Annotated in this window: 20 protein-coding genes, 2 tRNA genes and 1 pseudogene; 14 read left to right on the forward strand and 9 right to left on the reverse strand. The window is 66.3% G+C overall.

From position 1 onward, the window contains the following. Nucleotides 1–4: 4 nt before the first annotated feature. Nucleotides 5–865: a galactan export ABC transporter permease subunit Wzm/RfbD gene (wzm, locus tag MYK68_RS00900; RefSeq protein ID WP_371308299.1), complete on the reverse strand. Its 861-nt coding sequence runs from the start codon at nucleotides 863–865 to the stop codon at nucleotides 5–7. 37 nt (nucleotides 866–902) lie between these two features. On the opposite strand from wzm, the gene MYK68_RS00905 reads away from it, so the two are divergent. Next, complete coding sequence (locus tag MYK68_RS00905; RefSeq protein ID WP_247865755.1) at nucleotides 903–2,096, forward strand: aminotransferase class V-fold PLP-dependent enzyme; 1,194 nt, start codon at nucleotides 903–905, stop codon at nucleotides 2,094–2,096. A gap of 60 nt (nucleotides 2,097–2,156) precedes the next feature. Continuing rightward, nucleotides 2,157–2,690 carry a MarR family winged helix-turn-helix transcriptional regulator gene (locus MYK68_RS00910; RefSeq protein WP_247865756.1) on the forward strand — a complete coding sequence of 178 codons (534 nt, stop codon included), beginning with the start codon at nucleotides 2,157–2,159 and terminating at the stop codon, nucleotides 2,688–2,690. On the opposite strand, the gene MYK68_RS00915 is transcribed toward MYK68_RS00910, so the two are convergent. The 3 genes from MYK68_RS00915 to MYK68_RS00925 form a co-directional block, all read right to left on the reverse strand. Beyond that, nucleotides 2,683–3,645, reverse strand: a complete 963-nt coding sequence (locus MYK68_RS00915; RefSeq protein ID WP_247865757.1) for an NAD(P)H-quinone oxidoreductase — start codon at nucleotides 3,643–3,645, stop codon at nucleotides 2,683–2,685. The two genes, MYK68_RS00910 and MYK68_RS00915, sit on opposite strands and share 8 nt — an antisense overlap. A gap of 70 nt (nucleotides 3,646–3,715) precedes the next feature. After that, the gene (locus MYK68_RS00920; RefSeq protein WP_247865758.1) at nucleotides 3,716–4,585 is read right to left on the reverse strand and encodes an RNA polymerase sigma-70 factor; all 870 of its coding nucleotides are present in this window, start codon (nucleotides 4,583–4,585) and stop codon (nucleotides 3,716–3,718) included. Then, nucleotides 4,582–5,709: an NAD(P)/FAD-dependent oxidoreductase gene (locus MYK68_RS00925; protein ID WP_247865759.1), complete on the reverse strand. Its 1,128-nt coding sequence runs from the start codon at nucleotides 5,707–5,709 to the stop codon at nucleotides 4,582–4,584. The genes MYK68_RS00920 and MYK68_RS00925 overlap by 4 nt, the downstream gene beginning before the upstream one ends. Nucleotides 5,710–5,799: 90 nt before the next feature. Here MYK68_RS00925 and MYK68_RS00930 point away from each other — a divergent pair. Next, nucleotides 5,800–5,884, forward strand: a tRNA-Ser gene (locus MYK68_RS00930). Nucleotides 5,885–5,973: 89 nt separating this feature from the next. Here MYK68_RS00930 and MYK68_RS00935 read toward each other — a convergent pair. Then, entirely contained in the window at nucleotides 5,974–6,807 is an 834-nt protein-coding gene (locus MYK68_RS00935) for a hypothetical protein (RefSeq protein WP_247865760.1), read from the reverse strand. A gap of 304 nt (nucleotides 6,808–7,111) precedes the next feature. After that, nucleotides 7,112–7,795: a GntR family transcriptional regulator gene (locus tag MYK68_RS00940; protein ID WP_247868143.1), complete on the reverse strand. Its 684-nt coding sequence runs from the start codon at nucleotides 7,793–7,795 to the stop codon at nucleotides 7,112–7,114. Between the two features lie 258 nt (nucleotides 7,796–8,053). On the opposite strand from MYK68_RS00940, the gene MYK68_RS00945 reads away from it, so the two are divergent. The 11 genes from MYK68_RS00945 to MYK68_RS00995 all read left to right on the forward strand — a co-directional run bounded on the left by MYK68_RS00945 (nucleotide 8,054) and on the right by MYK68_RS00995 (nucleotide 20,806). Then, a complete protein-coding gene (locus MYK68_RS00945; protein ID WP_247865761.1) occupies nucleotides 8,054–9,271 on the forward strand; it encodes an NAD(P)-dependent malic enzyme in 1,218 nt (405 codons plus the stop codon). Between the two features lie 85 nt (nucleotides 9,272–9,356). Then, nucleotides 9,357–10,037: a TetR/AcrR family transcriptional regulator gene (locus MYK68_RS00950; RefSeq protein WP_247865762.1), complete on the forward strand. Its 681-nt coding sequence runs from the start codon at nucleotides 9,357–9,359 to the stop codon at nucleotides 10,035–10,037. Between the two features lie 182 nt (nucleotides 10,038–10,219). Then, nucleotides 10,220–11,431 carry a beta-ketoacyl-[acyl-carrier-protein] synthase family protein gene (locus tag MYK68_RS00955; protein ID WP_247865763.1) on the forward strand — a complete coding sequence of 404 codons (1,212 nt, stop codon included), beginning with the start codon at nucleotides 10,220–10,222 and terminating at the stop codon, nucleotides 11,429–11,431. Nucleotides 11,432–11,465: 34 nt separating this feature from the next. Continuing rightward, complete coding sequence (locus tag MYK68_RS00960) at nucleotides 11,466–13,040, forward strand: class I adenylate-forming enzyme family protein (RefSeq protein ID WP_247865764.1); 1,575 nt, start codon at nucleotides 11,466–11,468, stop codon at nucleotides 13,038–13,040. Then, nucleotides 13,037–13,852, forward strand: coding sequence for an enoyl-CoA hydratase/isomerase family protein (locus tag MYK68_RS00965; protein WP_247865765.1), 816 nt, complete (start codon nucleotides 13,037–13,039; stop codon nucleotides 13,850–13,852). The genes MYK68_RS00960 and MYK68_RS00965 overlap by 4 nt, the downstream gene beginning before the upstream one ends. Nucleotides 13,853–13,912: 60 nt before the next feature. Next, on the forward strand, nucleotides 13,913–15,043 hold the full coding sequence (locus MYK68_RS00970; protein ID WP_247868144.1) for a CaiB/BaiF CoA transferase family protein: 1,131 nt from the start codon (nucleotides 13,913–13,915) through the stop codon (nucleotides 15,041–15,043). A 69-nt stretch (nucleotides 15,044–15,112) separates the two neighbouring features. Further along, the gene (locus MYK68_RS00975) at nucleotides 15,113–15,889 is read left to right on the forward strand and encodes an enoyl-CoA hydratase-related protein (protein ID WP_247865766.1); all 777 of its coding nucleotides are present in this window, start codon (nucleotides 15,113–15,115) and stop codon (nucleotides 15,887–15,889) included. A gap of 44 nt (nucleotides 15,890–15,933) precedes the next feature. Then, nucleotides 15,934–16,692 (forward strand): 3-oxoacyl-ACP reductase FabG, encoded by a 759-nt coding sequence (gene fabG / locus MYK68_RS00980; protein ID WP_247865767.1) that lies wholly within the window; start codon nucleotides 15,934–15,936, stop codon nucleotides 16,690–16,692. A 129-nt stretch (nucleotides 16,693–16,821) separates the two neighbouring features. After that, nucleotides 16,822–16,897, forward strand: a tRNA-Thr gene (locus tag MYK68_RS00985). 306 nt (nucleotides 16,898–17,203) lie between these two features. After that, nucleotides 17,204–19,024 (forward strand): acyl-CoA dehydrogenase, encoded by a 1,821-nt coding sequence (locus tag MYK68_RS00990; RefSeq protein ID WP_247865768.1) that lies wholly within the window; start codon nucleotides 17,204–17,206, stop codon nucleotides 19,022–19,024. Nucleotides 19,025–19,078: 54 nt separating this feature from the next. Next, nucleotides 19,079–20,806 carry a class I adenylate-forming enzyme family protein gene (locus tag MYK68_RS00995; RefSeq protein ID WP_247865769.1) on the forward strand — a complete coding sequence of 576 codons (1,728 nt, stop codon included), beginning with the start codon at nucleotides 19,079–19,081 and terminating at the stop codon, nucleotides 20,804–20,806. Between the two features lie 81 nt (nucleotides 20,807–20,887). Here the strand turns inward: MYK68_RS00995 and MYK68_RS01000 are convergent. The 3 genes and pseudogenes from MYK68_RS01000 to MYK68_RS01010 form a co-directional block, all read right to left on the reverse strand. Next, a pseudogene (locus tag MYK68_RS01000) lies at nucleotides 20,888–21,043 on the reverse strand (VOC family protein); the annotation flags it as partial. A 191-nt stretch (nucleotides 21,044–21,234) separates the two neighbouring features. After that, nucleotides 21,235–22,626, reverse strand: coding sequence for an IS1380 family transposase (locus MYK68_RS01005; protein WP_247865770.1), 1,392 nt, complete (start codon nucleotides 22,624–22,626; stop codon nucleotides 21,235–21,237). 122 nt (nucleotides 22,627–22,748) lie between these two features. Further along, complete coding sequence (locus MYK68_RS01010; RefSeq protein WP_502798338.1) at nucleotides 22,749–24,254, reverse strand: IS1634 family transposase; 1,506 nt, start codon at nucleotides 24,252–24,254, stop codon at nucleotides 22,749–22,751. Between the last annotated feature and the right edge of the window lie 35 nt (nucleotides 24,255–24,289).

The raw sequence follows: 24,289 nt of genomic DNA on the forward strand, positions 1-24,289 counted from the left end.
ACTCCTATACCCAGTACGCCACGCGGGCGCGGTAGTTGCGCATCACGAGCATGGCGGCGGTGCAGCCGACGGCCGTGCACGCCAGCACCACGTACCAGTGGTAGGCCGCCACCGGCTGCCCGAGCAGCGGCCCGCGGGAGATGTCGAGGTAGTGGTACATCGGGTTGAGTTCCACCAGCCGCATCCGCTCGGACATCTGGCCGTTGCCGTTGAAGGTCTTGGTGGACCAGATGATCGGCGTCAGGAAGAACACCAGCTGCACCGCGGTGGTGAGCAGCTGGCCGATGTCCCGGAATCGGGTCGCCATCACGCCGAACACGATGGTCACCCAGATCGCGTTCAGCACGAACAGCGCCATCGCCGGGAAGAACAGCAGCGCCGACCAGTTCAGCGGCTGCGGGAAGACGATCAGGATCACCACGTAGATGACGATGTTGTGCGCGAAGATGATCAGCTGCCGCCACACCACCCGGTAGACGTGCACGCTGATCGGCGCCGGGAGCTGTTTGATCAGGCCCTCGTTGGTGGAGAACACCACCGAGCCCTCTTTGATCGAGTCGGCGATGAAGTTCCAGAACATCAGGCCCAGCGCCACGTAGGGGAGGAAGTAGTGGATGTTCTGGCCGAACAGTTCGCCGTACAGCAGGCCCATCGCGACCGCGGTGACGGCGGTGGCGACGGTGATCCACAGCGGTCCGAGCACCGAGCGCTTGTATCGCTGCCGGATGTCGGTCCAGCCCAGGTGGAGCCAGAGTTCGGAGTCGCGGAAACCGTCGATCAGGTCCTTGAGGCCGCGCGCGAAGGTCCGCGAATCGGAGACGGGCGGAGCCGGGGGGATGCCGCCGTCGGGGTTTGCCACTGACACAACGACTCAGGATACGCCGCGGACTATCGTGAGTCCCATGGCCTTCGACGTCGCCTCGGTTCGGGGCCTCTTCCCGACCCTCGGGGACGGCTGGATCCACTTCGACGCCGGCGCCGGCTTGCAGATCCCGGACGCCGTCGCCAGCGCCATGAGCACCGGTGTCCGGGCGCTGCCCGTCGACCCGTCGGGTGTCGGTCCGCAGGCCGAGGCGGCGGCCGACGCCGAACGCACGGCACGACGCGCCGTCGCCGACCTGACGGGCGCCGATCCCGCCGGGGTGGTCCTCGGGCCGTCGCGCAGCGCACTCGTGACCGCACTGTCCGATGCGCTGCCCGCGAGCGACTGGACCGGCGAGGTGATCTGCTCGCGGCTCGACGACGAGGCCACCATCGTGCCGTGGCTGCGGGGTGCGCGGGCGCACGGCGCGAGCGTCCGCTGGGCCGAGATCGACGTGTCCGACGGCACGCTCCCGGCGTGGCAGTACGGCGATCTGGTGACCGGCCGCACCAAGATCGTCGCGGTCACGCTGGCGTCGTCGGTGACCGGTGCGATCGTCGACGTCGCGCAGATCGCGAACTACGCGCATTCGTCCGGTGCGCTGCTGGTGGTCGATGCCAGCGCGGTGGCGCCGTACGCGCGGATGTCGATCGGCGAACTGGGCGCCGACGTGCTGCTGGTGAGCCCGGAGCGCTGGGGCGGCCCGCGGATGGCAGCGATGGCCTTCGCCGAGCCGGACCGGATCGAGCGACTGGGCCGTGTCTCCATGGATCCCGGTTCCACCGGCCCGGCGCGGCTGGAAGCCGAGCCGATGGCCGGTCCGCTGCTCGCCGGACTGGTCGCGTCGGTGGAGCATCTCGCCGGGCTCGACGGCGCGGCGGCCGGCAAACGCAGACAACGGCTGACCACGTCCCTGGAGGCCGCCTACGAGTACGGGCAGCGCCTGACGCAGTACCTGATCAACTCGCTGATCCACCTCGGGCGGGTCCGGGTGATCGGCGACGATGCGCACCGTATCCCGGTGGTCAGCATCGTCGTCGAGGGAGTGACCGCGGCCGCCGTGTGCCGTCGTCTCGCGGACAACGGGATCAGCGCGCAATGCGATGTCCCGAGCCGTGCGCTGGCACGGATCGGGGCTTCCGAGGCGGGCGGTGCGGTCACCATCGGCCTGGGGCCGTACGCGCTTCCCTATGAGATCGATCAGCTCGCGCGGGTGCTCGGTTCATTCGGCTGAGGGCATGAACCGGCGGCCGGATGTGTCTTGTCCAGGCACTTTCGCTATGGTTGGGGGCCTGTGCCACCCCTGTGGGCGGTGGCGCGGGGTCTGGCCAAGGGGAGGAAGAAGTTGGCAGAGGGGGAACTCTGCGGTGCCGTCGTCGTGTCACCGGAGCAGAGAAGTCAATGGCAGGAGTTCGTGGAATCCGGGTGGGAACTGTTCCACGGTCTCCGTCGCCGCACCGCGTCGGTGTCGGAGCTGACGTATGCGGAATGGCGTTTGCTGGAATGCCTGACGGCCAAGCCGCAGCTACGCATCTCGGACCTGTCCGAACGCACCCACATCGGGATGAGCACGGTGTCTCGCCAGGTCAGCCGGCTGATTCGGGACGGCTACGTGGCCACGGTGAACGCCGAGGCCGGTGATGCCCGGCAGAAGTGGGTCGCCATCACCGACCGGGGCCGCGAGGCGCTCGCCCCGGTGCTGGCCGCCCGCGACCAGGCGGTCCGCGATCTGGTGCTGGACGTGCTGTCCGACGAGGAGTACGCGCAGTTGGTCGGACTGATCCGCCGGGTCGGCGAACACGCCGCGGTGCACTCCGGAGTCAGCTGACCGTCAGCAGGACCTTCCCGACCGCGGAGCCGTCGGTCAGCCGGTCGAGCGCCGCGGCGGCCTCGGCGATCGGGAACACCGAGTCGATCACCGGGCGCACGGCACCGGCCGCGATCAGCGGCCACGTGCCCTCCAGCGTCGCCACCACGGCCTCGGCCTTGGAACCGGGGCCGGTGGCCGGCCGGGAGCGCAGGGTGGTGCCGGCGACGGTGAGCCGCTTGGCGAGCAGCTTGCCCAGGTCGATCTCGGCCTTGCGGCCGCCGAGCATGCCGATGATCACCAGCCGTCCGCCGATGGTCAGCACGTCGAGGTTCCGCGCCAGGTACTTTGCGCCGACCACGTCGAGCACCACGTCCGCGCCGCCGTGCGGCCGCAGGGCCTCGACGAAGTCCTCGTAGCTGTAGTCGATCAGCACCTCGGCGCCCAGTTCCGCGCACCGTGCGAGCTTCTCCGGATTGCGTGCCGTGACCGCGACGTGCGCGCCGAAGGCCCGCGCGACCTGGATGGCGTGCGTGCCGATACCGCTGCTGCCGCCGTGGATCAGCAGTTGCTCACCGGGTGCCAGCCGGGCCGTGCCGAAGAGGTTCGACATCACCGTGCAGGCGACCTCCGGCAGGGCGGCGGCGTCGTGCACGCTGACCCCCTCCGGAACGGGGAGGAGCTGCGTGGCCGGGACGGCGACCCGCTCGGCGTAGCCGCCGCCGCTGAGAAGGGCGCAGACCGGATCGCCTACCGCCCAGCCCGCGATCTGCGCTCCTACCTGCGCGATGTGCCCGGACACCTCGAGACCCAGGATGTCCGACGCGCCCGGCGGCGGCGGATAGTTCCCGGCCCGCTGCAGGACGTCGGCGCGGTTGACGCCGGCGGCAACCACCTCGATGATCACCTCGTCGGGTGCCGGTTCGGGGTCGGGGACTCGCGTCCAGTCCAGGTCGCTACCGGTGATGGCGTACATATCATCGAGTCTTCCAGCGCGACGCGGCAGCGTCGAGCGATCGGCGCCGCGCGGCGGTGGAAGCGATGTTTCACGGCGCGGGGATGCCGCACAGCTTCTCCGGGTTGCGGATCGCGTAGACCGCGGTGATCGCGCCGTCCGCCACCTCGAGGCACATCACGCTGTCGACGACACCGTCGAACGCCACCACCAGTGCGGGCATGCCGTTGTAGGGCGCGAAGCCGACCCGCATCTCGCCGAGCTTCTCGCTCAGCCGCACCAGGCCGAGGATCAGGCGGCCCACCGCGTTCGCGCCGTGAACGGGGCGTCGTGCCGAGGCCACCCGGCCGCCGCCGTCGCCGAGGAACACCGCGTCGGGGGCCAGCACGTCCATCAGCGCCTGCACGTCGCCGGTGACCGCGGCCTGCAGGAAGGTTTCGGCGGCGGCCTGCGCTTCGGCGGGTCCGGCGAGCGCGACGCGGCGCCGCGCGTGGACGTGATCGCGGGCGCGGTGGGCGATCTGCCGCACCGCCGCCGGGGACTTGCCGACGGCCTCGGCGATCTCCGGGTAGGCGAAGTCGAACACCTCGCGCAGCACGAAGACCGCGCGTTCGGTGGGTGGCAGCGTCTCCAGGACCAGCAGCATGGCCGTGCTGACCGCCTCGCCGGTCAGGACGTGCTCGCCGGGCTCGTCGCCGGTGGTCAGCAGGGGTTCGGGCAGCCAGGTGCCGACGTACTCCTCGCGTCGCCGGGACGCCGCGCGCAGCGCGTTGAGCGATTGCCGGGTGACGATCCGCGCCAGGTAGGCCCGCGGATGCTCGACGTCGCCGGACGCCGACTGCCAGCGCAGATAGCTCTCCTGGAGCACATCCTCGGCGTCGGTCACCGAGCCGAGGATCTCGTAGGCGATGGAGAACAGCAGTGGCCGGTATTCGGCGAAGGTCTCCTCGGGAGCGGTCATCGGCCGGTCGGTGTCCGGCCCGAGGTCGTCTCGGGCGAGGGTGTCTCGGTGGCGGGTGTCCGGGCCGATCGGGGCGCCGGGAGCCACGTGTAGTGGCCGCTGCCGGCGGCGGCCTTCGCCATCGCGCAGACCTGTTCCTTGAACAGTGCGCCCGCGCGACCGCCGAACCAGAGCCGGATGGGGGTGTCGTCGCGGCGGGCGGCCTGGATCACGGCCCGGCGCCGGCCGATCGACACGTTCTGGCCCGCGTACGCCATCGAGTAGGGCCGCAGCGGTGCATGCTTCAGCTCGCGCAACAGATTGTCGGCGGCGTGCGCGCCCTGCGGCATCGCGGTCTGGCAGCTGAGACGCTGGCCCGGCACGGCGGCCGCGTCGCCGGCGCCGAAGATCCGCGGGTCGGTGACGCTCCGCAGGTAGCGGTCCACCGTCAGCCGGCCGTCTGCGTCGACGCGGAGTCCGCTCCGCTGCGCGAGGCCGGAGACGTCGGTGGCGATCGCCCAGAGGGTCAGGTCGGACCGCTGCGCGGGGTCGTAGATGCCACGCCGCTCGGCGACGCCGAGTGCGGCGAGCTCGTCGTGGATCCGGCGCCGCGCGGACGGGTGCAGTGAGGCCCCGACCTCGCCCGCGCTGACCAGCGTCACGGCCAGCTCGGGCCGGGCTTCGGCGATCTCGGTGGCCGTCTCGATCCCGGTCAGGCCGCCGCCGACGACGGTGACGTGCGCGCCGTCGCCGAGTGCGGCGAGTCGTGCGCGGGCGGTCGTCGCCTGCTCGGGATCGCCGACCGCGAGCGTGCCCTCCGGCCCGCGAGGCGCGCCGCCGGCCGCGTAGACCAGCCGGTCGAAGGCGATCTCGGTGCCGTCGTCGAGCGTCACGACGCCGTCGCCGATGGACACGGCGGCGCCGATCCGCAGCGACACCCGGTCGTTCAGCATCTCGGTGAGGGGCGTGCCGGCCTCGCCGGTGCCGGCCACCCGCTGGTGCAGCCGGACCCGTTCGATGAAATCCGGTCGTGCGTTGATCAGCGTGATCGCTGCCGTCTCCGGATCGGTCCTGCGGGCGAGCCGATTCGCGGCCATGCAGCCGGCGTAGCCCCCGCCGACGATGACGATTCTGGTGGTGCTCATGGTGATGCCTCCTCGTGGTGTCCAGTGTTCCGGACTCGTAGACACCGCGGGCGCCGGGTTTGTGACACCGCTGCTAGCCTTGTTCGCCAGGGAGACGTGGCAGAGCGGCCGAATGCACTCGCCTTGAAAGCGAGAGAGGGTAACACCTCCGCGGGTTCGAATCCCGCCGTTTCCGCAGCAGGTCAGGGGCAGTTTTTGATTAACTGCCCCTGACCGTGGGAAGCATCCACCAGCGGCCACATGACACAGGCATGACACACGTGACTACCATGCGGTGTCATGGCGTTGCGTAATGGTGTAGAGAAAGTCACCCTCCCCAGCGGTGCCGTCAGGTACGAGGTGCGCCACCGCACCACCGGCCCAGACGGCAAGCGCAATCAGGTGCGCCGTCGGTTCACGACCTCGAAGGAAGCCGGCGAGTACCTCGACTCCTTCCAGGAGCAACTTCGGAAGGAGCAGGCCGCCGCATCCGCGGACGGCCCGCAGACGACCGTCGACGAGGCCGTGACCCGATGGCTCGCCGCGCAGCGCATCAACCCGACCACCGAGCAGGCGTACACCGCGGCGCTCGCCCCGGTCGTCGAGCGCTTCGGCGACCGCGTCGTCCGCACGGTCACCGACGAGGAGATCCAACACCTCATCAAGGACCTGCAAGCCGGGAAGGGACCCGGGGGACGCACGTGGAAGCGCACCAGCATCAACCCCATGCTCGCCCGCACCAAGGCCGTCTGGGCCGACCTGGAGCGGCGCGGCGAGATCGAGCGAGACCTGATCGCGCACGTCAAACCGTTGCGCAAGAAGGATGACGCCGACGCGCACGAGGGAGCCCTCGACCTCAGCGACCGGCTCAGCGACGCCGAGGTCAAGCAACTGCTCGCCAAGCACAGCGCCACCCGGTTCGCCGTCATCGGCGGAGTGCGGTCGGCCGAGCATCAGGCGGTCATCCATGCGCCCCTGGTTCATCTGGCCCTCATCGGCCTGCGCCGAGGCGAGCTGGCCGGCCTGCGCTGGTCGGCTGTCGATCTGGACGCCGGGACGATCACCGCCGCGGCGCGGACTCGTGTCCGCGTCACCGGCCGCACGATCGACCAGAAGCACGGCAAGACCGCCACGTCAGCGCGAACGCTGCCGCTGCCCGCGTCCACGCTCGCCATCCTGCGAGGCACCCGGGAGCGCCAGCGCACCGCACGCAAGCGCGCTGGTGAGTCCTGGGTAGGCGCCACAACCGAATTGGCGGTCACCAGGATCAGCACGAACCAGGTGCCGATACCCGCCCAGCACCGCATCCAGACCATGATCAGCAAGCCGATGAACGACAACGGCGCCCACGCGCTGGCCGCCGGTCGGTTTCGGTGCGCGACCGACGACCCGGTGGGCTGTGATTCGGTCGTTGCGGTGTGGCTCATCGTGTTTCTCCGGTGCGGGCTGCGGGCTGATTCGGGTATTCCAGGTCGTGGACGCCGGCGAGGTGGTGGGCCAGTTCGGCCCGGAAACGCTCGGCGTCGCCCTGTTCGATCGCGTCGAGCAGCGCGGCATGGTCGGCCAGGATTCTCGACGCCACACCCACATCACGATGCACGCTGGCGATGGTCATCCGGCGATGCCGCTCGCCCAGGCTCACATAGAACCCGGCGAGCAGATCGTTGCCGCCCGCGGCGGCGATGAGTTGATGGAACTGGGCGTCATGATGCGAGAAGGTGTCGATGTCCTCGAGATCGGTATCCCGGTGGGTGGCGAGGTTGTCGCGTAGTTGGGCGGCGAGCCGTCGGATGCGGTTGTCGTCGGCCGCGATGGCGTCGACGGCGTGCCCTTCCAGCAGGATGCGGGCCTCGACGACATCGCTCGCCTCGCGGTCGGAAATGGGGATGATCAGAGCGCCACGTTTGGGATACAGGCGCATCCAGCCCTCGGTCTCCAGGCGCAGGAAGGCCTCCCGGACCGGCGTACGGCTCACCTCGCAGCGCTGGGCGACCTCACCTTCGCTGATGAGCTCACCCCCGGCGATGCGGTTGGTGAGGATCAACTCCTTGACCTCACCGTAGACGCGTTCGGCGGCGGATCCCGTCGACGACGATGCATTCAACATAGACACAAGTTGTATCTTAGGCCCGACCGTCGAGGCGCAGCCACCCTCCTTGCTCGCCCGAAGCAGCCGGTGGGACACTTGTCGGGTTCCGTGCCGGGCGTCACCCGCCCTTCGGCGCGGCGTCGGGGCCACCGCCCGCTCGAGCCCACCCCGCTCGCGAGTGTGAATCCGACACTTCACCGGCGTGGTTCGACGTCCCGGCCGACCCGCGCCTTCGCCCGAGTGCGCCCTGCCCAGGGCGCTGCAGGAGGAATCACCGTGACGAGCACGGCAGGCAAGAATTCGGTCGACAGCCACATCGAGCAGCCCACCATCACCGATCTCCCCATCACCGACGACGAGATCTTCCTCGCGCACGTCGGCGGCAAGCTCTCGGTGGAACTGCGTTCGCCGATCGACACCCAGCGCGACCTGTCCATCGCCTACACCCCCGGTGTGGCGCAGGTATCCCGCGCGATCGACCAGGACACCGAGCTGGTCAACAAATACACCTGGACCGACCGTCTTGTCGCCGTCGTCTCCGACGGCACCGCGGTGCTGGGCCTCGGCGACATCGGCCCGCGTGCCGCGCTGCCGGTCATGGAAGGCAAGTCGGCCTTGTTCCGGTCCTTCGCCGGACTCAACTCGATCCCGATCGTGCTCGACACCACCGACCCCGACGAGATCGTCGAAACCCTGATCCGGCTGCGTCCGAGCTTCGGTGCGGTGAACCTCGAGGACATCTCCGCACCGCGTTGCTTCGAGATCGAGCAGCGCGTTATCGAGGCGCTCGATTGCCCCGTGATGCACGACGATCAACACGGCACGGCCATTGTCGTCCTGGCCGCCCTGCGAGGCGCGACGACAGTCCTGGGGCGCGACCTGACCAAGCTGCGTGTCGTCATCTCCGGCGCCGGTGCCGCCGGTGTCGCCTGCATCAAGATCCTGCATGCCGCGGGCGTCGAGGACATCGTGGTGCTCGATTCGAAGGGCATCGTCAGCTTCCACCGCGACGACCTCAACGAGATCAAGCAGGAACTGGCCGAGTTCACCAATCCCCGCGCACTGTCGGGGACCGCCGCCGAGGCGCTGGCCGGCGCGGATGTGTTCCTGGGGGTCTCGGCGGGCAAGATCGCCGAGGACCTCATCGCATCGATGGCCGCCGACCCGATCATCTTCGCGCTGTCCAACCCCGATCCGGAGATCGCACCGGAGATCGCTGCGAAGTATGCGGCGGTCGTGGCGACCGGACGCAGCGACTTCCCGAATCAGATCAACAACGTGCTCGCCTTCCCCGGCGTCTTCGCCGGGGCGCTGGACGCAGGCGCCAAACGCATCACCGAACGCATGAAACTGGCTGCCGCAGAAGCAATCCTGTCGGTGGTTGCCGACGATCTCAGCGTCGACAAGATTGTGCCGAGCGCACTGGATTCCCGGGTTGCGCCCGCGGTATCGGCGGCAGTCGCCGAGGCCGCGCGCGCCGAGGGCCTGGCCTAAACCATTGCCGTAGTCAACCGATCTCGCCCGCACACTGCGCGTGCACATCGGATAGACGAGGGCAATCCGATATCGTGGGCCGACCATGTCCAGCCAGATGAGTAGCCCCGATGATCGACCAGTCAAGCCTGTCGATCAACTCAGCGAGAAGGGACGCCGCACGCGTGATCGGCTGATCGACGCCGCACGCGCCGTCTTCGAGCGTGATGGATTCATCGACTCGCGGGTCGCCGACATCGTCAAAGAGGCAGGCGCCGCCTACGGCACCTTCTACACGTATTTCCCCTCCAAAGAGGCGGCGTTCCTCGCGGTGATCGTGACTCAGCAGGAAGCGATCAAGGAAGCCGCACGCCACCACGCGGCCGAAGCCGAACGTCTCGACGCCCGCGGCGTCGTCGAGGCATCCAACCGCGCCTACCTCGAGGGGTACGGCAAACATTGGCGCCTCATGGAAGCCTGGTCGGTGGCGGCCGCAGTCGACGCCGAGATCGGCGGACTCCTCGAAGATATGATCCACTTCAACATCGAGCGGACCGAACGGTCACTACTCCGGCTCCGGCAGCGCGGTGACATCTCTGCCGATATCGATCCCCACTACGCGGCACGCGCCCTCAACGCCATGGTCATGCAGTTCTCCATTCGCATCTTCCGCGACAATCCCGACGGCATCGACATCGACACCGCGGTCCGCACCATCACCGACATCTGGTGCCAGGGAATCGGCCTCGGCGAGGACGCCCCGGCAGTCGACGCCACCCAGCGCTGAGTCCACGCCGCCGCCCACCCGACCGATCACGATCCACCCCATCGTGATCCCGCCCTTTCATTGATCCGACCGCCCGGTCGATCTTTGCGGCGCCCGACGTGATATTGACATCGATATCAATTTCTCGCTACATTCCACGTGCTCACCGTCACACGACGGTGGTTAGGCGAGAGGACTCCGACATGACCGTCGCGATCACCGGGCAAGGCGTGATCTCCAGCCTCGGGCTGACCATCCCCGACTTCTGCACCGGCCTGGACAAAGCCACCGTGGCGGTCGAAGCGACACCATGGTCAGCAGAGACCGGAGGTAATCTCTACTATTCCCCGGTCACCGGGTTCGACCCCACCCGATGGCTTGACGAACGCACCGAACGCGGCAGCGACCGATTCGCCCAGTACGCGGTGGCCGCCGCGGCCGAAGCCGTGGCCGATTCCGGGATCGGCGATCTCGATCCACTGCGCACCGCAGTGGTGATGGGCACCTCGATGGCCGGCGCGGCGACACTCGCTGGAGCCCAAGAGGCCTACGACGTCGGCGGATTCGACTCCGTACCCAAGAAACTGCAGATGATGGCCTGGCCCAATATGGCCGCCGGTCATGTCGCGCTGCGCTGGCAGCTGCATGGTCCGCTCCTGACGATCTCAACGGCGTGCGCATCCTCACTCGATGCGATCGGAATCGCTGCCCGCATGATTGCCAGCGGCCAGGCAGATGTGGCCATCGCCGGCGGAACCGACAACGGCGGGGTCAAGATCAGCAGCCTTGGCGCAGCCCGGTACGGCATGTCACCCATCAATGTCGACAACCCGCATGAGATCTGCCGTCCGTTTGATCGAAATCGCAAGGGCGTCATGGGAGGCGACGGTGCGGCCGTGGTGATCCTGGAGCGCGCTGACCACGCACGTGCCCGCGGCGCCCGCATCGATGGCATCGTCCGGGGGTACGGATCACTCTCCGACGGCTACCATCCGTCCTCTCCCGACCCATCAGCTCGCTGGGAGATCGCCGCCATGCAGGCGGCCCAGGCCGACGCCGACCTCAGCCCCGCCGACATCGGCGCAGTAGTGGCACATGGCACCGGAACACCCGTCGGTGACGCCGCCGAGATTCTGGCAATCAACACCATCTTCGGCGAATCCGTGTGCGCCACATCCATCAAGGGACATGTGGGACACACGGCCGGGGCAGCCGGCGTCATGGGGGTCATCACCGGTCTCCACACCCTGGCCACCCGCGCCCTCCCTCCTACCGCCTCGACCACCGACCTCGAACCCGACATCCGCTTTCGCGTCCCGCTCGGTTCCCCCGAGTCGGTCGATCTCGATGCCTTCCAGGTCAATGCCTTCGGCTTCGCGGGCCAGAACGCCTCGCTGGTCATCAGCCGCGACTGAAGAATTCGGCGACACCACCGAAAGGACCCTCCCCATGCCCGGATTCTCGTTCACCGACAACCTCGGCGCGATCACCGACTTCGGACTCCACTTTCACCCCGACGAGCCCGCCCTGCTCCAACAGGGCCGCACCTTGACCTACCGCGAACTCGACGACCGGATCAACCGGGTCGCCTGCGGACTGCTCGATGCCGGGGTCGGCAGCGGTGATCGCGTTCTCATATTGTGGGAGAACGATATCCGCTTCGTCGAGGCCACTCTGGGAACCATTCGCGCAGGTGCTGTCGCAGTGCCGGTGAACCCGAATCTGACCGAGGCAACACACCGGATGCATCTGAACGACAGCGGCGCCATTGCCGTCCTGTGCGGCGCCACCGCAGCCGACCATGCCGCACATTTCGCCGACGATGACCAGGTTGTGCTGGCAGTGGCCGCCGACTCAACGCACGCGAATGTCGTCGAACACGAGGCCTGGCTGTCGTCCGCACCGGCCCGGCGGCCCGAGATGAGCGCCGATCCCGGGGATCTGGCTTGGTTGCCCTACACATCGGGAACCACCGGCACGCCCAAGGGGGTCAAGCTAGCCCATCAGATGCTGTTGCGTGATGCTCAATTGCTCAGCCAGAACTGCTATCTCAATTCATCGGATCGCGTAGTACTGGCCGCACCGCTGTTTCATATGAATGCCGCGGCCTGCGGAATCCTCCCCATGCTCTTGGTGGGTGGCTCCGTGTACGTCCTGCCCTCCTTTGAGGCTGCCACGGTACTGCGCACCTTCTCCGAGCAACGCGCCACCTACTCGCTCGGTGTGCCCGCGATGTTCAAGCTGATGCTGGCCCAGGATGATTCAGAGCTATCCCGGGACTTCAGCACGCTTCGCCTGATTTGTTGCGGCTCGGCCCCGATGCCGCCCAGCCTGATCAATCGGCTCACCGAGATCTTTCCCAATGCACGTTTTGTGGAGGGGTATGGACTCACCGAATGCGGTCCGGCCGCCACCATGAATCCCCTCATCGGCCCGCGCCGTAATGGCAGCATCGGTAGGCCGCTGCCAGGATTCGAGGCCAGGATCGTCGACTACGACGGCAATGAGGTCACCGCAGGCAATACCGGCGAGCTGTGGTTGCGCAGCCCGCTGTGCACCACCCTGGGTTACCTCGGCCGACCCGACGAGGACGCCCGCAAACGCAAACCCGACGGCTGGTTCGCCACCGGCGATCTGGCCATGTGCGATGACGACGGCTGGCTCTACTTCCGCGGCCGGGCCGATGACCGCATGAATGTCGGCGGCGAGAACGTGTACCCGGCCGAGGTGGAGGCGATCCTGACCCGCCACCCACAGGTCCGTGATGTCGCCGTTGTCGCCCTTCCGCATGACACCAAGGGGCAGGTGCCGGTCGCCTTCGTCGTGCGCGAGGCAGGCTCGGATCTCGATGAGTCTAGCCTGCGCGAGTTCTTCTTCACCGAGGGGCCCGCCTACGCACATCCACGACGGATCCACTTTCTCGATTCGTTGCCACTGTCTCCCACCGGCAAGACCGACCGCCGCTCACTGATCAGACAGGCCCACGACAGCACACCGGCCGATATCTCCGGAGGAACCCAATGACCCACCCCATCGTCCCCGACCCGCCGGTCGACATCATCGTCGACGACTGGGAGCCGGGTATCCGCCGCATCACCATCAACCGCACCCCGGTGCGAAATGCTTACCGTTCGCAGACAGCATTCGAGATGACCGCGGCGATCACCGATTTCATCAACGACGACTCCGCACGGGTGCTCGTGATCACCGGTGCGGGCGGAGCCTTCTGCGCCGGTGGCGATCTGAGTAGCTCCTATGAGACCGAGCACGCCGCCGCCGTCGAGTTCGGACACGGTGTGGTGATCCGTGAAGGCATGCATTCGGTGATCCGAGCACTGGGGGTGTGCGAAAAGCCAGTCATCGCCATGATCAGTGGCCCCGCCGTGGCCGGCGGCCTCGCCCTGGCATTGGCGTGCGATATTCGCATAGCCGACACCACCGCGCGGCTCGGCGACACATCGGGTCGAGTCGGACTGCTCCCCGACGAGGGCGGCGCATGGCTGTTCACCCACGCCATGGGCGCCGATCGGGCATTGAAGATGTTGCTGGGTACCGAGATCTACCCTGCCCAGCAGGCACTCGAGCTTGGTCTGCTCACCGAGGTCGTCGACGATGCCACCGAGGCGACACTGGCCCTGGCCCGCAGATTCGCTGCGACTGCCCCCCTGACCACGCGCATCGTCAAACGGTTGGTGCGCAACGCCGGTCACCAGACCCTCGATCAATCGTTGCGCGAGTCCGAGTATGCGGTCGAGATCATCAACCACACGGCCGACGTCGCCGAGGGCATCAATGCCTTCGTCGCCAAACGCGCCCCCAGGTTCACCGGACACTGACACATGACACAGATCAACGCCGAGAATACAACTGCTGCAGTGGATTCGGAGGAAACAGCTATCACCACATCAGGACCACTGTCAGGGGTTACAGTCCTCGACATGTCACGCCTGGCGCCCGGGCCGTATGCGACGATGCTGCTCGCCGATCTCGGCGCCGAGGTGACCGCCGTCGGTGGCGGCCGCGCAGGCTTGCCGTTGGAAACGGTATCCCGCGGCAAGCGGTTCGTCTCGCTGGATCTGAAATCAGATGCCGGGCAGCAGGCCTTGCACCGACTGGTCGCGCAGGCCGATGTCTTCGTCGAGAGCTTCCGGCCGGGTGTGGCAGACAAACTCGGTGCGGGATACGACGATCTGCGCCGCATCCGGCCCGATCTGATCTACTGCTCGGTGACCGGCTACGGCCAGGGCGGCCCGATGCGTCAAGCAGCCGGTCACGATATCAACTATCTTGCGATGACCGGCATGTTGGCGATGCTGGGTCCGACCAACGGACCGCCGACCATCCCGTTGAACCTGGTGGCCGACTTCGCCGGTGGCTCCCTGGTGGCGGCAATGGCCATTGTCGCCGCGCTATTCGAGCGCACTCGTTCTGGCGAGGGACAGTACCTCGACGTGGCAATGATCGACGGGGCGAGGTCGATGATGGCCATGCATCAGCAGATGTGGGGCACGTCGGCCGCACCTGCCCGCGGCCTGAGTGTATTGGCCGGAGCCGCACCGTTCTACCGGTGTTATGAGACCGCTGATGGCCGGTATATGGCGGTCGGCGCGCTCGAACCCCAGTTCTTTGCCGCGCTGTGGTCCACACTGGGCCTCGAAGCGGTACCACCGCAGTATCCGCGCACCGAATGGCCGCGGATCGAGGACGAACTCACCGCCGCATTTGCCAGTCGCACCCGCGCGGAATGGACTGAGATCTTCGCCGGGGTCGATGCCTGTGTCTCTCCGGTGCTCGACCCCGACGAGGTCGGCACCGATCGCCACATCCGCGATCGGCATGGCGATATCAATGACACGGCGGCCCCTGCCATGCCCTTGTTCTCACGCACTCCGGCCCGCGCCGGCAGCACCGACCGTTCCGACCACACCGCCTCGGTGCTCTCGGCTCTCGGGATGACGGCAGCGGAAATCGCTGCCGCACAAGACACCACAGAGCCGACCGGTCTGACGAGCTGGCCGGATATGTGAATACCCGCCCGGACCACCCCCTATTCGATCCGGCGCCACGGCCGGCGCCCAACTCCCCAGGAGACTGTGATGAACGAAGTAACTCTCGCCAGGAGCGAGGCCATCGCCACGGTGACCCTCAACCGCCCCGAAGCGATGAATGCCATGAACGACGCACTGCTCGATCAGCTTGTGGAAACCCTTGAGTCATTGGATGGCGACGATTCGGTACGGGTGATCGTCTTACGCGGAGCGGGGCGCGCCTTCTGCGTGGGTGGAGATCTCACCGTCGACCACACCGGGCTGACTCCCGCGGTTGCCGAGAGCCGACTGCGAGCGCATGTACGGGCCGCAGAAATCTTGCGCGAAGGCCATGCGGTGAGCATCGCCGCTGTCGACGGCGCCGCTGCCGGAGCGGGTTTCTCGCTTGCCGCGGCATGCGATTTACGAGTGATCGCAGAGTCGGCGGTCTTTCGTGCGGCCTTTGTCACCGCAGCGATGAGCGGCGACTTCGGCTTGTCGTGGTCGCTGACCCGGCTCATCGGATCTGCTCGGGCGCACGAGATCTTGTTGCTCAACGAGAAGATCACTGCCGCAAGAGCCGTCGAGATCGGTTTGGCGTCAGGTTGCGTCGCCGACGACGCCTTCGAGGCCCATCTCGGCACCGTTGCCGCGACTCTCGCCGGTGGCCCACCGCTCGCGCTCGGCGCGATCAAGGCCAATCTCAATGACGCGACACAGCTGTCCTTCACCGAATGCCTGCGCAGGGAGTGCACGCGGCATGTGGCCACCGGCCTCAGCGCCGACGCCACCGAGGCAGGTCGCGCCTTCCTGGAGAAGCGACGCCCCGAGTTCCACGGTCGCTGACCGTCATCGACCTCTCCGTCCACTACCAACAATCAGGAGATCCTATGTCCGAAACCACTTCTCAGGTGGCTGTGGTCACCGGCGCGGCGCGCGGTATCGGCGCGGCGGTGGCAGCCCGACTCCTTGCCGACGGAATGTCGGTGGCACTTCTCGACAACGATGCCGCCGAGCTCGAGTTGACCGCCAAGAGATTGTCGGACCACGGCCGGGTGCACCACGTGGTCACCGACGTCCGCGAACCCGATGCCGTTGCCGCGGCGGTTGAATCGACTCAGCGGCAGCTGGGTGATCCCACCGTCCTGGTCAACGATGCGGGATACATCCGCGACAATCTCTTTCACAAGATGACCCTGAAGGATTGGGACGAGGTGATGAGCGTGCACCTGCGGGCGGCCTTCATCACGACACAGGCGGTCCAGCCATTCATGACCGCCGCCGGTACCGGCCGCATCGTCAACATTTCCTCCATCGCCGCGCTCGGCAACCGCGGGCAGAGTAACTACAGTGCAGCCAAGGCCGGCATTCAGGGATTCACCCGAACTCTGGCCGTCGAACTGGGCCGGTTCGGGATCACCGCCAACGCCATCGCGCCCGGCTTTGTCGATACCGCGATGACCCGGGCGACTGCTGCACGCATAGGGATGGAGTTCGACGACCTCGTGGCCACGGCGTCCAAGCAGATTCCACTCGGCCGGGTCGGGCAGCCCGAGGACATCGCCGGAGTCGCTTCGTTCCTGGCCGGGCCGGACTCGGCCTATGTGACCGGCCAGATCATCTACGCGACCGGCGGGCCCGCCGTCTGACCTGATCAACCGGTGGCCGCGCGAGCTGCAATGGCTATGTCAGCGGTCACCGGTGGCGGCGGTTCCCGGCCGGTTTTGGCTCCCCGCAGCCCACTCGCTACACTCGTGACCGCTGCTTCAGAGCAGCATGCCGCCCTAGCTCAGTCGGTAGAGCAATTCACTCGTAATGAATAGGTCAGGGGTTCGATTCCCCTGGACGGCTCCACAAGGACGCTTCCTATCTGCGACAACGGACACCAAGGGGTCCGACGAGTCTCTCACTGCGCGTTTGCTCCACGTCGAACATCTACCCGACGACCCACCTCCGCGACGTACCTCCCCGACGCACGTCTCCGGTACTTCTCCGGCAGACAGCGTGGACCGAAAAGGCATCGGCCGATGCCATCACGCGCACTCCCACCGCCACCGGAGGCCCCTTCCGAACACCTGTATTGAAGTTGACATCAATGTCAATACGCGGATACAGTTGTGCCCGCAGCAGCACAATCTGAAATCGGACAAAGGGGCGGCCGTGAGCCACTACATCAGCAATATCCGCGACATGGAGTTCGCCCTCTTCGAGCACTTCGGCCTCGGGCCCGTACTGGCCACCGGGGAATGGGGCGAGATCGACGAGCCCACCGTGCACGACATCCTGACCGAGGTGCGCAGACTCGCCGAGGGGCCACTCGCCGAGTGTTTCGCCAGTTCAGACCGCACTCCGCCCACCTTTGATCCCGGTACCCACACCGTTCACCTACCCGCCGACTTCAAGCATGCGGTCGCCACCGCACGGAAGGCAGAATGGTGGCGACTCGCATTGCCGGCCGAGCTGGACGGGCTGCCCATGCCCTCGATGGTTCGCTGGTCGGTCAATGAGCTCTTGCTGGGCGCCAACCCCGCGGCCTTCATGCTCGACTCCGGTCCCGCCTCAGCATCGGTCCTGTACCGCAACGGCACCCCCGAACAACAGCGCTGGGCCCGCATCGCCGTTGACCGCGGCTGGGGTTCGACGATGGCCCTCACCGAGCCGGAGGCCGGCTCCGACGTCGGAGCCGGTCGCACCAAGGCCATCGCCCAACCCGACGGCAGCTGGCATATCGAAGGTACCAAGCGATTCATCACCTCCGCCGACTCCGATGATCTCTACGAGAACACCTTTCACCTCGTCCTCGCTCGCCCGGAGGGCGCCGGACCGGGAACCAAGGGACTCTCGCTCTTCTACGTTCCCAAGTTCCACTTCGACTGGGAGAGCGAAGAACTCGGTGATCGCAATGGCGTCTTTGTCACCGGCCTCGAGCACAAGATGGGATTGAAGTCCTCAGCCACCTGCGAGGTCGTATTCGGCGGACACGGCATCCCTGCCACCGGGTGGCTCGTGGGCGAGACCCACAACGGAATCGCCCAGATGTTCGACGTGATCGAGAATGCTCGCATGGTCGTCGGAACCAAGGCGATCGCCACCTTGTCGACCGGATACCTCAATGCACTCCAATACGCCAAGGAGCGCGTCCAGGGTCCCGATCTACAACACGCGACCGATGCCGGCGCCCCGCGTGTCACCATCATCAACCATCCCGATGTGCGCCGCTCCCTTGCCCTGCAAAAGGCCTATGCCGAGGGGCTGCGCGCGATCTACCTGTTCACCGCCGCGCATCAGGACTCCAGCGTCGCCGAACACGTCTCCGGCGCAACGGGTGACCTTGTCAAGCGGATCAACCATCTCATGCTTCCCATCGTCAAGGGAGTCGGTTCCGAGCGGGCCTACCAGTACCTCACCGAGTCCTTGCAGACCTTCGGCGGCTCCGGGTATCTGCAAGACCACCCGATCGAGCAGTACATCCGCGATGCGAAGATCGATTCACTGTATGAGGGCACCACAGCGATCCAGGCCCAAGACTTCTTGTTCCGCAAGATATTGCGTGACAACGGAGCCGCTTTCGGGTATCTGATGCAGAAAATCGACGACTTCGCCGCAGACGATGACAGCCCGTTCCCCACCGAACGAGCGCTCCTGGCTGCCGCCACGCAGGACGTCAAATCCATCGTCGACACGCTCACCACCGCCGCCACCACGCCCGGCCCCGCGATCTATCGGGCAGGACTCGGCTCGGTCCGGGCGCTACTGGCCTTCGGCGACCTTCTGATCGGGTGGCTCCTGCTCGACCAGGCGGCCACTGCCCAGCGTGTACTGGACGCCTCGACCGACGCCGCTGATTCCGACTTCTACCGAGGCAAGGTCATGGTCGGGAAGTTCTTTGCGCACAACATACTTCCGGAGCTCTCTGCACTCGCGGAGATCGTCAGCGACATCGATCTGGACGTCATGCAAGCCCCTGAGGCGTCCTTCTGAGCAGGCCATCTGCCGACCCGTCCACCACCTCCCGCCAGATCTCGAGTAGGAATCATGACGACCATCTCCACCATCCGCCCCCAACTCGCCAACCCTGAACTCGAGGCCGAACTGCTCTCGGCACTCGAGTTCGACCACCCGACCGCGATCCATGCGCTCGCCCACCATGTTTCCAGCCGGGGCCAGAAGGTCGCCATCCATTACGGCGAGACCGGGGAGCAGCTGACCTATCGCGAATTCGATGAGAAGACAGACAATATCGCCGCAAATCTGGTGCAGCTCGGGCTGGTCAAAGGGGCCCGAGTGGGAGTGCTCAGCACCAATCCACTGACCGCCACCCTGGTTATGTACGCATGCTGGAAGCTCGGTGCGGTGTATGCACCCCTCAATCACCAGTATCGCGGTGATCTGTTGGCATATGTGCTTCGCGACAGTGCCCCGTCGGTGGTTGTGCTTGATTCCCAATTCCATTCGGCAGTAACCGACATCATCGACCTGCTCGAGTTCCGGCCGATATTCGTGACAGCGGACGACGGCGATGATCGCACTCTCGAAACCGTAGCGTGGTCATCGCTGCTCACCCCGGCCGACAAAATCGACCATTCGCCCGTCTTCGCCGATACCGCCAACATCATCTACACCTCGGGGACCACCGGGCCTTCCAAAGGAGTTGTTCAGTCCCACCGTTGGATTGCCGCCTACATCTGGGTCGGTCGTCGAATCATCGGCCCGGATGACGTCGTGTACAACGACCTCCCGATGTACCACATCGGCGGAGCTCATTTCAATGTCACACGGGCACTCTGGGTGGGCGCCACCGTATCGCTATGGAATAGGTTCAGCCCGCACGCCTTTTGGGATCGCATCGAGCAATCCGGCGCCACCTCTGCAGTGCTCCTCGATGTCATGCTGCCGTGGCTGCTCAACGCCGAGCCCAGCGAACGCGATCGATACAACTCACTGAACAAGGTGCACCTCCAGCCACTGCCGGCAAATCACAATGAATTCGCCACCCGTTTCGGAATCGACTTCGTCACCTGCGGCTTTGCCCAATCCGAAAGTGGCAATGCATTGGCCGGCCTCATCGAGGAGGTTCCCGAAGGATTCGGCACTCCCCCGGATCTCTACCGCGGGATGAGCCACGCCGAGCTGACCGAATCCTTTACCTCACTCGGTTTGCCCACGATGTCGGGAAGCCAAGACACCCCGAAGGGCTTCATGGGCAAGCCCGGACTCTTCACCGAAGCCCGCGTGGTCGACGAGTTCGACCAAACATGCGCGCCGGGTGTCGTCGGCGAGTTGGCGCTGCGGCCCCGCCTGCCCTTTGTCCTCTTCGACGGATACCTGGAGAAGCCGGCGGCCACCGCGCAGGCCAATCGAAATCTGTGGTTCCATACCGGCGACGCGGCCCTGGCAACCGACGACGGCGGCTTCTGCTACGTCGACCGGATCGGGGATCGTATCCGAGTCCGCGGTGAGAACATCTCCGGCTATCACATCGAGGAGATGCTCATGAAGCATTCCGCGGTGTCTCTTGCGGCCGTCGTGGCGGTGCCGAGTACCGAGGGCGAGGAAGACGATGTCATCGCCTTTGTCGAGATCGCCGAGGGTTCTCGGTTCGACGAGGACGAGTTGCGAAACCACTGCGCGGCGGTGATGCCGAAGTTCATGCGACCCCGGTCCTTTGTCCACGTCGACGAAATTCCGCGCACCCCCACCAACAAGATCGAGAAGTACAAACTGCGACGGTCACTGGCGTCCCGCGACAAATCCGATCGCTGATCGCCTTCGACGACACGGACGCCGAGCGGCTCTTGATGCCTCGGCGGTAGCAGGCGGTGACAGGATCGCTCGATCCCCCAACTAGTCGCGATCCTGCCAGGTACACAGGCAGATCTCGTTGCCTTCGGCGTCGGCGAGCACCCAGAACTGCGGTGCATGCTCGTCGGTGAGCAACTGCCCGCCAGCACCGATGGCTGCCTGCAGCCGTTCATGGATGACGTCATGGGGCACCCATACCTGACTCGTGCCACTTTAGCCTCGATCTTTCGTGAGGCGCTGATCCCGGCCTGAGGTGTTCGGATTGGTTGCGGCAGGGTTGATTATGGCTGTGAGGTACGACTGGATCGCCGAGGCCGTCGGTGTGCGGTCGGGTTTCACGGGTCCGAAGGGTGGTCTTTGGGTCGTTGGGCCGGTTCTTTTTGTGCTGTTCAGCCGGTGTTTCGGTATCCCTCGAGTCTGGTGAGGCCGGTGATGAGCAGGCTGGTGTGTCGGGACTGGTTGTCGAATCGCAGGCGACGGGTGCGGGCGTGTCGGGCCAGACGGGCTGCGGTGGCGAACAACCGCAATCGGAGACTCTTCAGTTCCCAGGTACGGGCGTCGGTGCTGGTCAGGGCGAGCATCTGCATCCACGCGTTCAGATCGAGGGCGAGAGCGACGACGGCGAGCCAGATCTGATTCTGGGCGAAGGTCTTGAACGGTAGGTTCTGTAGGCCGCAGTCTTTGGCCTGGCGGATCCGGTCCTCGCAGCGGGCGCGTCGGCGGTGGCGTAGTTCCAGGTCGGCCAGCTGTCCGCGGCGGGTGTTGGTGGCGAACGCGGTCAGCCGCCAGCCGTTGCGGTCGGTGATGCGCAGTTGGGCGCCGGGGTGGGGTTTCTCGCGGCGCACGATCACCCGCATACCGTCCGGCCAGCCGGACAGGTCCATCAGGCCGGTCAGTTCGGCGACGTCAGCGTTCTCCCGTGGTGTGCGTTCGGCGTCGTAGGCCGGGGTCCACGCCGCTGCCGGGAGGGCGTCGGCCAGATCGCCGAGGCGCTGGTCCAGGCCGAATCCGATCGAGTAGGAGACCCGTAGCTTGGTCAGGTGGTCGAGGAAGTCGTGGGTGCCGCCGGCACTATCAGCACGGATCAGGATCTTGCGGCCGGGCCGTGTGGGGAGTCCGGGTATCTGGGCCAGGGCGTGGCCGAGGGTGGTGATGTGGTCGGCGGCAGTGTTCGCTCCGGCGTTCCCCGGGCGCAGGAGCATCGTCGCGACTTCGCCGGTGCCGCCGGGGCCGTGGTCGATGTGCGCGGTCAGCGGGTGGAATCCGTAGCCGCCCTTGTAGTTTCCCGCTGCGGACTCCTTGTCCGAGTGCGCGGTCACCAGGGTCGCGTCCAGGTCGATGATCAACGGTGTGGCAGCGTCGATACCGGCGTTCGGTGCGTGCCCACCGAGCAGCGTCCACACGCGCGATCGTGCGGTGGCGCGTGCACCGGCGATCGCCGCTATTGCTGCCGCCGGAGACTTCGCCAGGTCGGCGATCAGGCGGGACACGGTCGGATCAGAGGCGACCGGCCCGAATACTTCGTTCCGGCCGCGCAGGGTCGCGAGGTCGGCGAGGCAGTCACCGCCGGCGACCAGCGAGACCGCCAGATCGGCGACGATCTTGCCCGGATCATGAGTGGCCAGGGGCTTACGCCACCGCCCCAGCCCCCGCGACAGAGCCGCCGTCAGGGCGCTGACTTCGGCGGTCCGGGTCAGCAGGATCGCGCCGGCATGGGACACCAGCCCCGCGCCGTCGCCGGTGGCCTGGACCTGTGGGTAGAACACGGTAGAGTCGCTCACCAGAAAGGTGCTCCTCGCTCTTTGCGTAATCGGTAGTGTCGCAACTCCAATTATCGCAGGTGAGAGCACCTTTCTTCCTACTTCAGCAAGGGCGCGTCGAATTCACCCGTGAAAGGCCGAGGTTAGTGCCCTGCTGACTCTCGGAGCTTGGCGACGATGTCGGCGGCGTCGCCCTCGAGCGGTGTTTCGGCCATGACGTGCTGGCCGCGGATCCGGATCATGACATCCCGGACTGGGCGTAGCGCGGTGATGATGCGTTTGATCGAGTAGCCGGAAGTCTCGGTCAGGTGTCGGGTGACTGCGAGTGCGGCGAACACGATCGTCAGGTGTGCCTCGATCGAGTCACGCTCGTGATGGAACATCGGCCGCGCTTTCAGGTCGGTCTTGGCCATCCGAAACGACGCCTCGACCTTGAACAGATCATGATAGGCGGCCATGACCTTGTCACCAGCGAGTTTCTCAGTGGAGATGCTGGTGACGTAGCCCTTCAGCCCGAGGTACTCGCGGGCCTTCTCCACGGCATCCCAGTTCACGCCGGGTCGGGTGCCGAGGGAGACGAACCGGTCCTTCTTCGGCGGCCGTCGTCCTTCGGCGATGTCTTGCGCGCGCTCGATCTGCTTGTTGAGGGTGATGTTGTCGCGGCGTTCGCGGGCCCGCGAGTAGTGCCACACGACGCGCCGAGTCCGCTTCGCCTGGCCGGTTCCCATCTCCCGGGTGGTCTCGACGGTGGCGCCATCGGCGAAGAAGTTCCCGACCCGGTCGTAGTGGTCGGCCAGATCCCTTGGGGCTGAACCGGTTCGGGATCCGACGATGAAGTCGAACCCGGCTTCCTCGAGCGCGTTGAGGTTCGCTGCCGAGAGCATACCGGCGTCAGCGACAACGACCACGTCGGCTCGTCCGTGCCGTTCGCGGAACCCGTTCAACACAGGAAGCAGGGTCGTCGTCTCACCGCGGTTGCCGGCGAAGGCGTGTACTTCCAGCGGGAACCCGGTCGGGTCGACCAACAACCCGATGAGGATCTGCGGATCGACTCGCCGTTCCTTGCTCATCCCGACCTTGCGGAGCCGGTCTTCGTTCTCGGCCTCGAAGTACAAGGTGGTCACGTCGTACATCACGATCGACAGCGCGCCGTCGGCGGTGACGTGCGCGAACGCTGCCGCGGCGAGCTGGCTGCGCCAGTCCTCGGCGATGCTGCGATTGAGCGTGCGCCAGATCGTCCGCAGCGACGGCGACCGAACGCCGAGATCGGCCAGGACGCGGATCGTGTCGGCTTTGCTGGTCGGCTCGACGATCCGCGCCAACACCAACTGCTTGAACGTCTCGGTACCGACCTGGTCGAACCCGAGATCACGGTAGGCGTTGTCGAGGACTTCCCACAGGACACGCGACTGCGAACCGGCGACCTCCGGAATGGAAGAAACCTTAGCCGGCGACAGCGAGTTCAGATCGAATGCGAGCTGACCTGCGTGGATCTTCGTATCGGCGACCTCGAGTAGGGCAGCGAGCTCGTCGTCGGTGTGCGCCGAGCCGATGTGCTCGACGATCCGGCGCACGCCGCGTTCCTTCGACACGATCTGCACCGCAGTCGCACCCGACGCGGTACGTACCTTCCGGACGAACAGGCCCACACCGACGATCGTAGACACCTGATTTAGTGACCCAA

Source organism: Gordonia sp. PP30, from assembly GCF_023100845.1.
Lineage (GTDB): Bacteria > Actinomycetota > Actinomycetes > Mycobacteriales > Mycobacteriaceae > Gordonia.

Coding starts and splice junctions, on each gene's coding strand:
- MYK68_RS00920 (WP_247865758.1), bottom strand. CDS start 4,585: ATGACCGCTCCCGAGGAGACCTTCGCCGAATACCGGCCACTGCTGTTC.
- MYK68_RS00965 (WP_247865765.1), top strand. CDS start 13,037: ATGACCCACCCCATCGTCCCCGACCCGCCGGTCGACATCATCGTCGAC.
- MYK68_RS00940 (WP_247868143.1), bottom strand. CDS start 7,795: ATGTTGAATGCATCGTCGTCGACGGGATCCGCCGCCGAACGCGTCTAC.
- MYK68_RS00975 (WP_247865766.1), top strand. CDS start 15,113: ATGAACGAAGTAACTCTCGCCAGGAGCGAGGCCATCGCCACGGTGACC.
- MYK68_RS00925 (WP_247865759.1), bottom strand. CDS start 5,709: ATGAGCACCACCAGAATCGTCATCGTCGGCGGGGGCTACGCCGGCTGC.
- MYK68_RS00950 (WP_247865762.1), top strand. CDS start 9,357: ATGTCCAGCCAGATGAGTAGCCCCGATGATCGACCAGTCAAGCCTGTC.
- MYK68_RS00960 (WP_247865764.1), top strand. CDS start 11,466: ATGCCCGGATTCTCGTTCACCGACAACCTCGGCGCGATCACCGACTTC.
- MYK68_RS00915 (WP_247865757.1), bottom strand. CDS start 3,645: ATGTACGCCATCACCGGTAGCGACCTGGACTGGACGCGAGTCCCCGAC.
- MYK68_RS00995 (WP_247865769.1), top strand. CDS start 19,079: ATGACGACCATCTCCACCATCCGCCCCCAACTCGCCAACCCTGAACTC.
- MYK68_RS00905 (WP_247865755.1), top strand. CDS start 903: ATGGCCTTCGACGTCGCCTCGGTTCGGGGCCTCTTCCCGACCCTCGGG.
- MYK68_RS00955 (WP_247865763.1), top strand. CDS start 10,220: ATGACCGTCGCGATCACCGGGCAAGGCGTGATCTCCAGCCTCGGGCTG.
- fabG (WP_247865767.1), top strand. CDS start 15,934: ATGTCCGAAACCACTTCTCAGGTGGCTGTGGTCACCGGCGCGGCGCGC.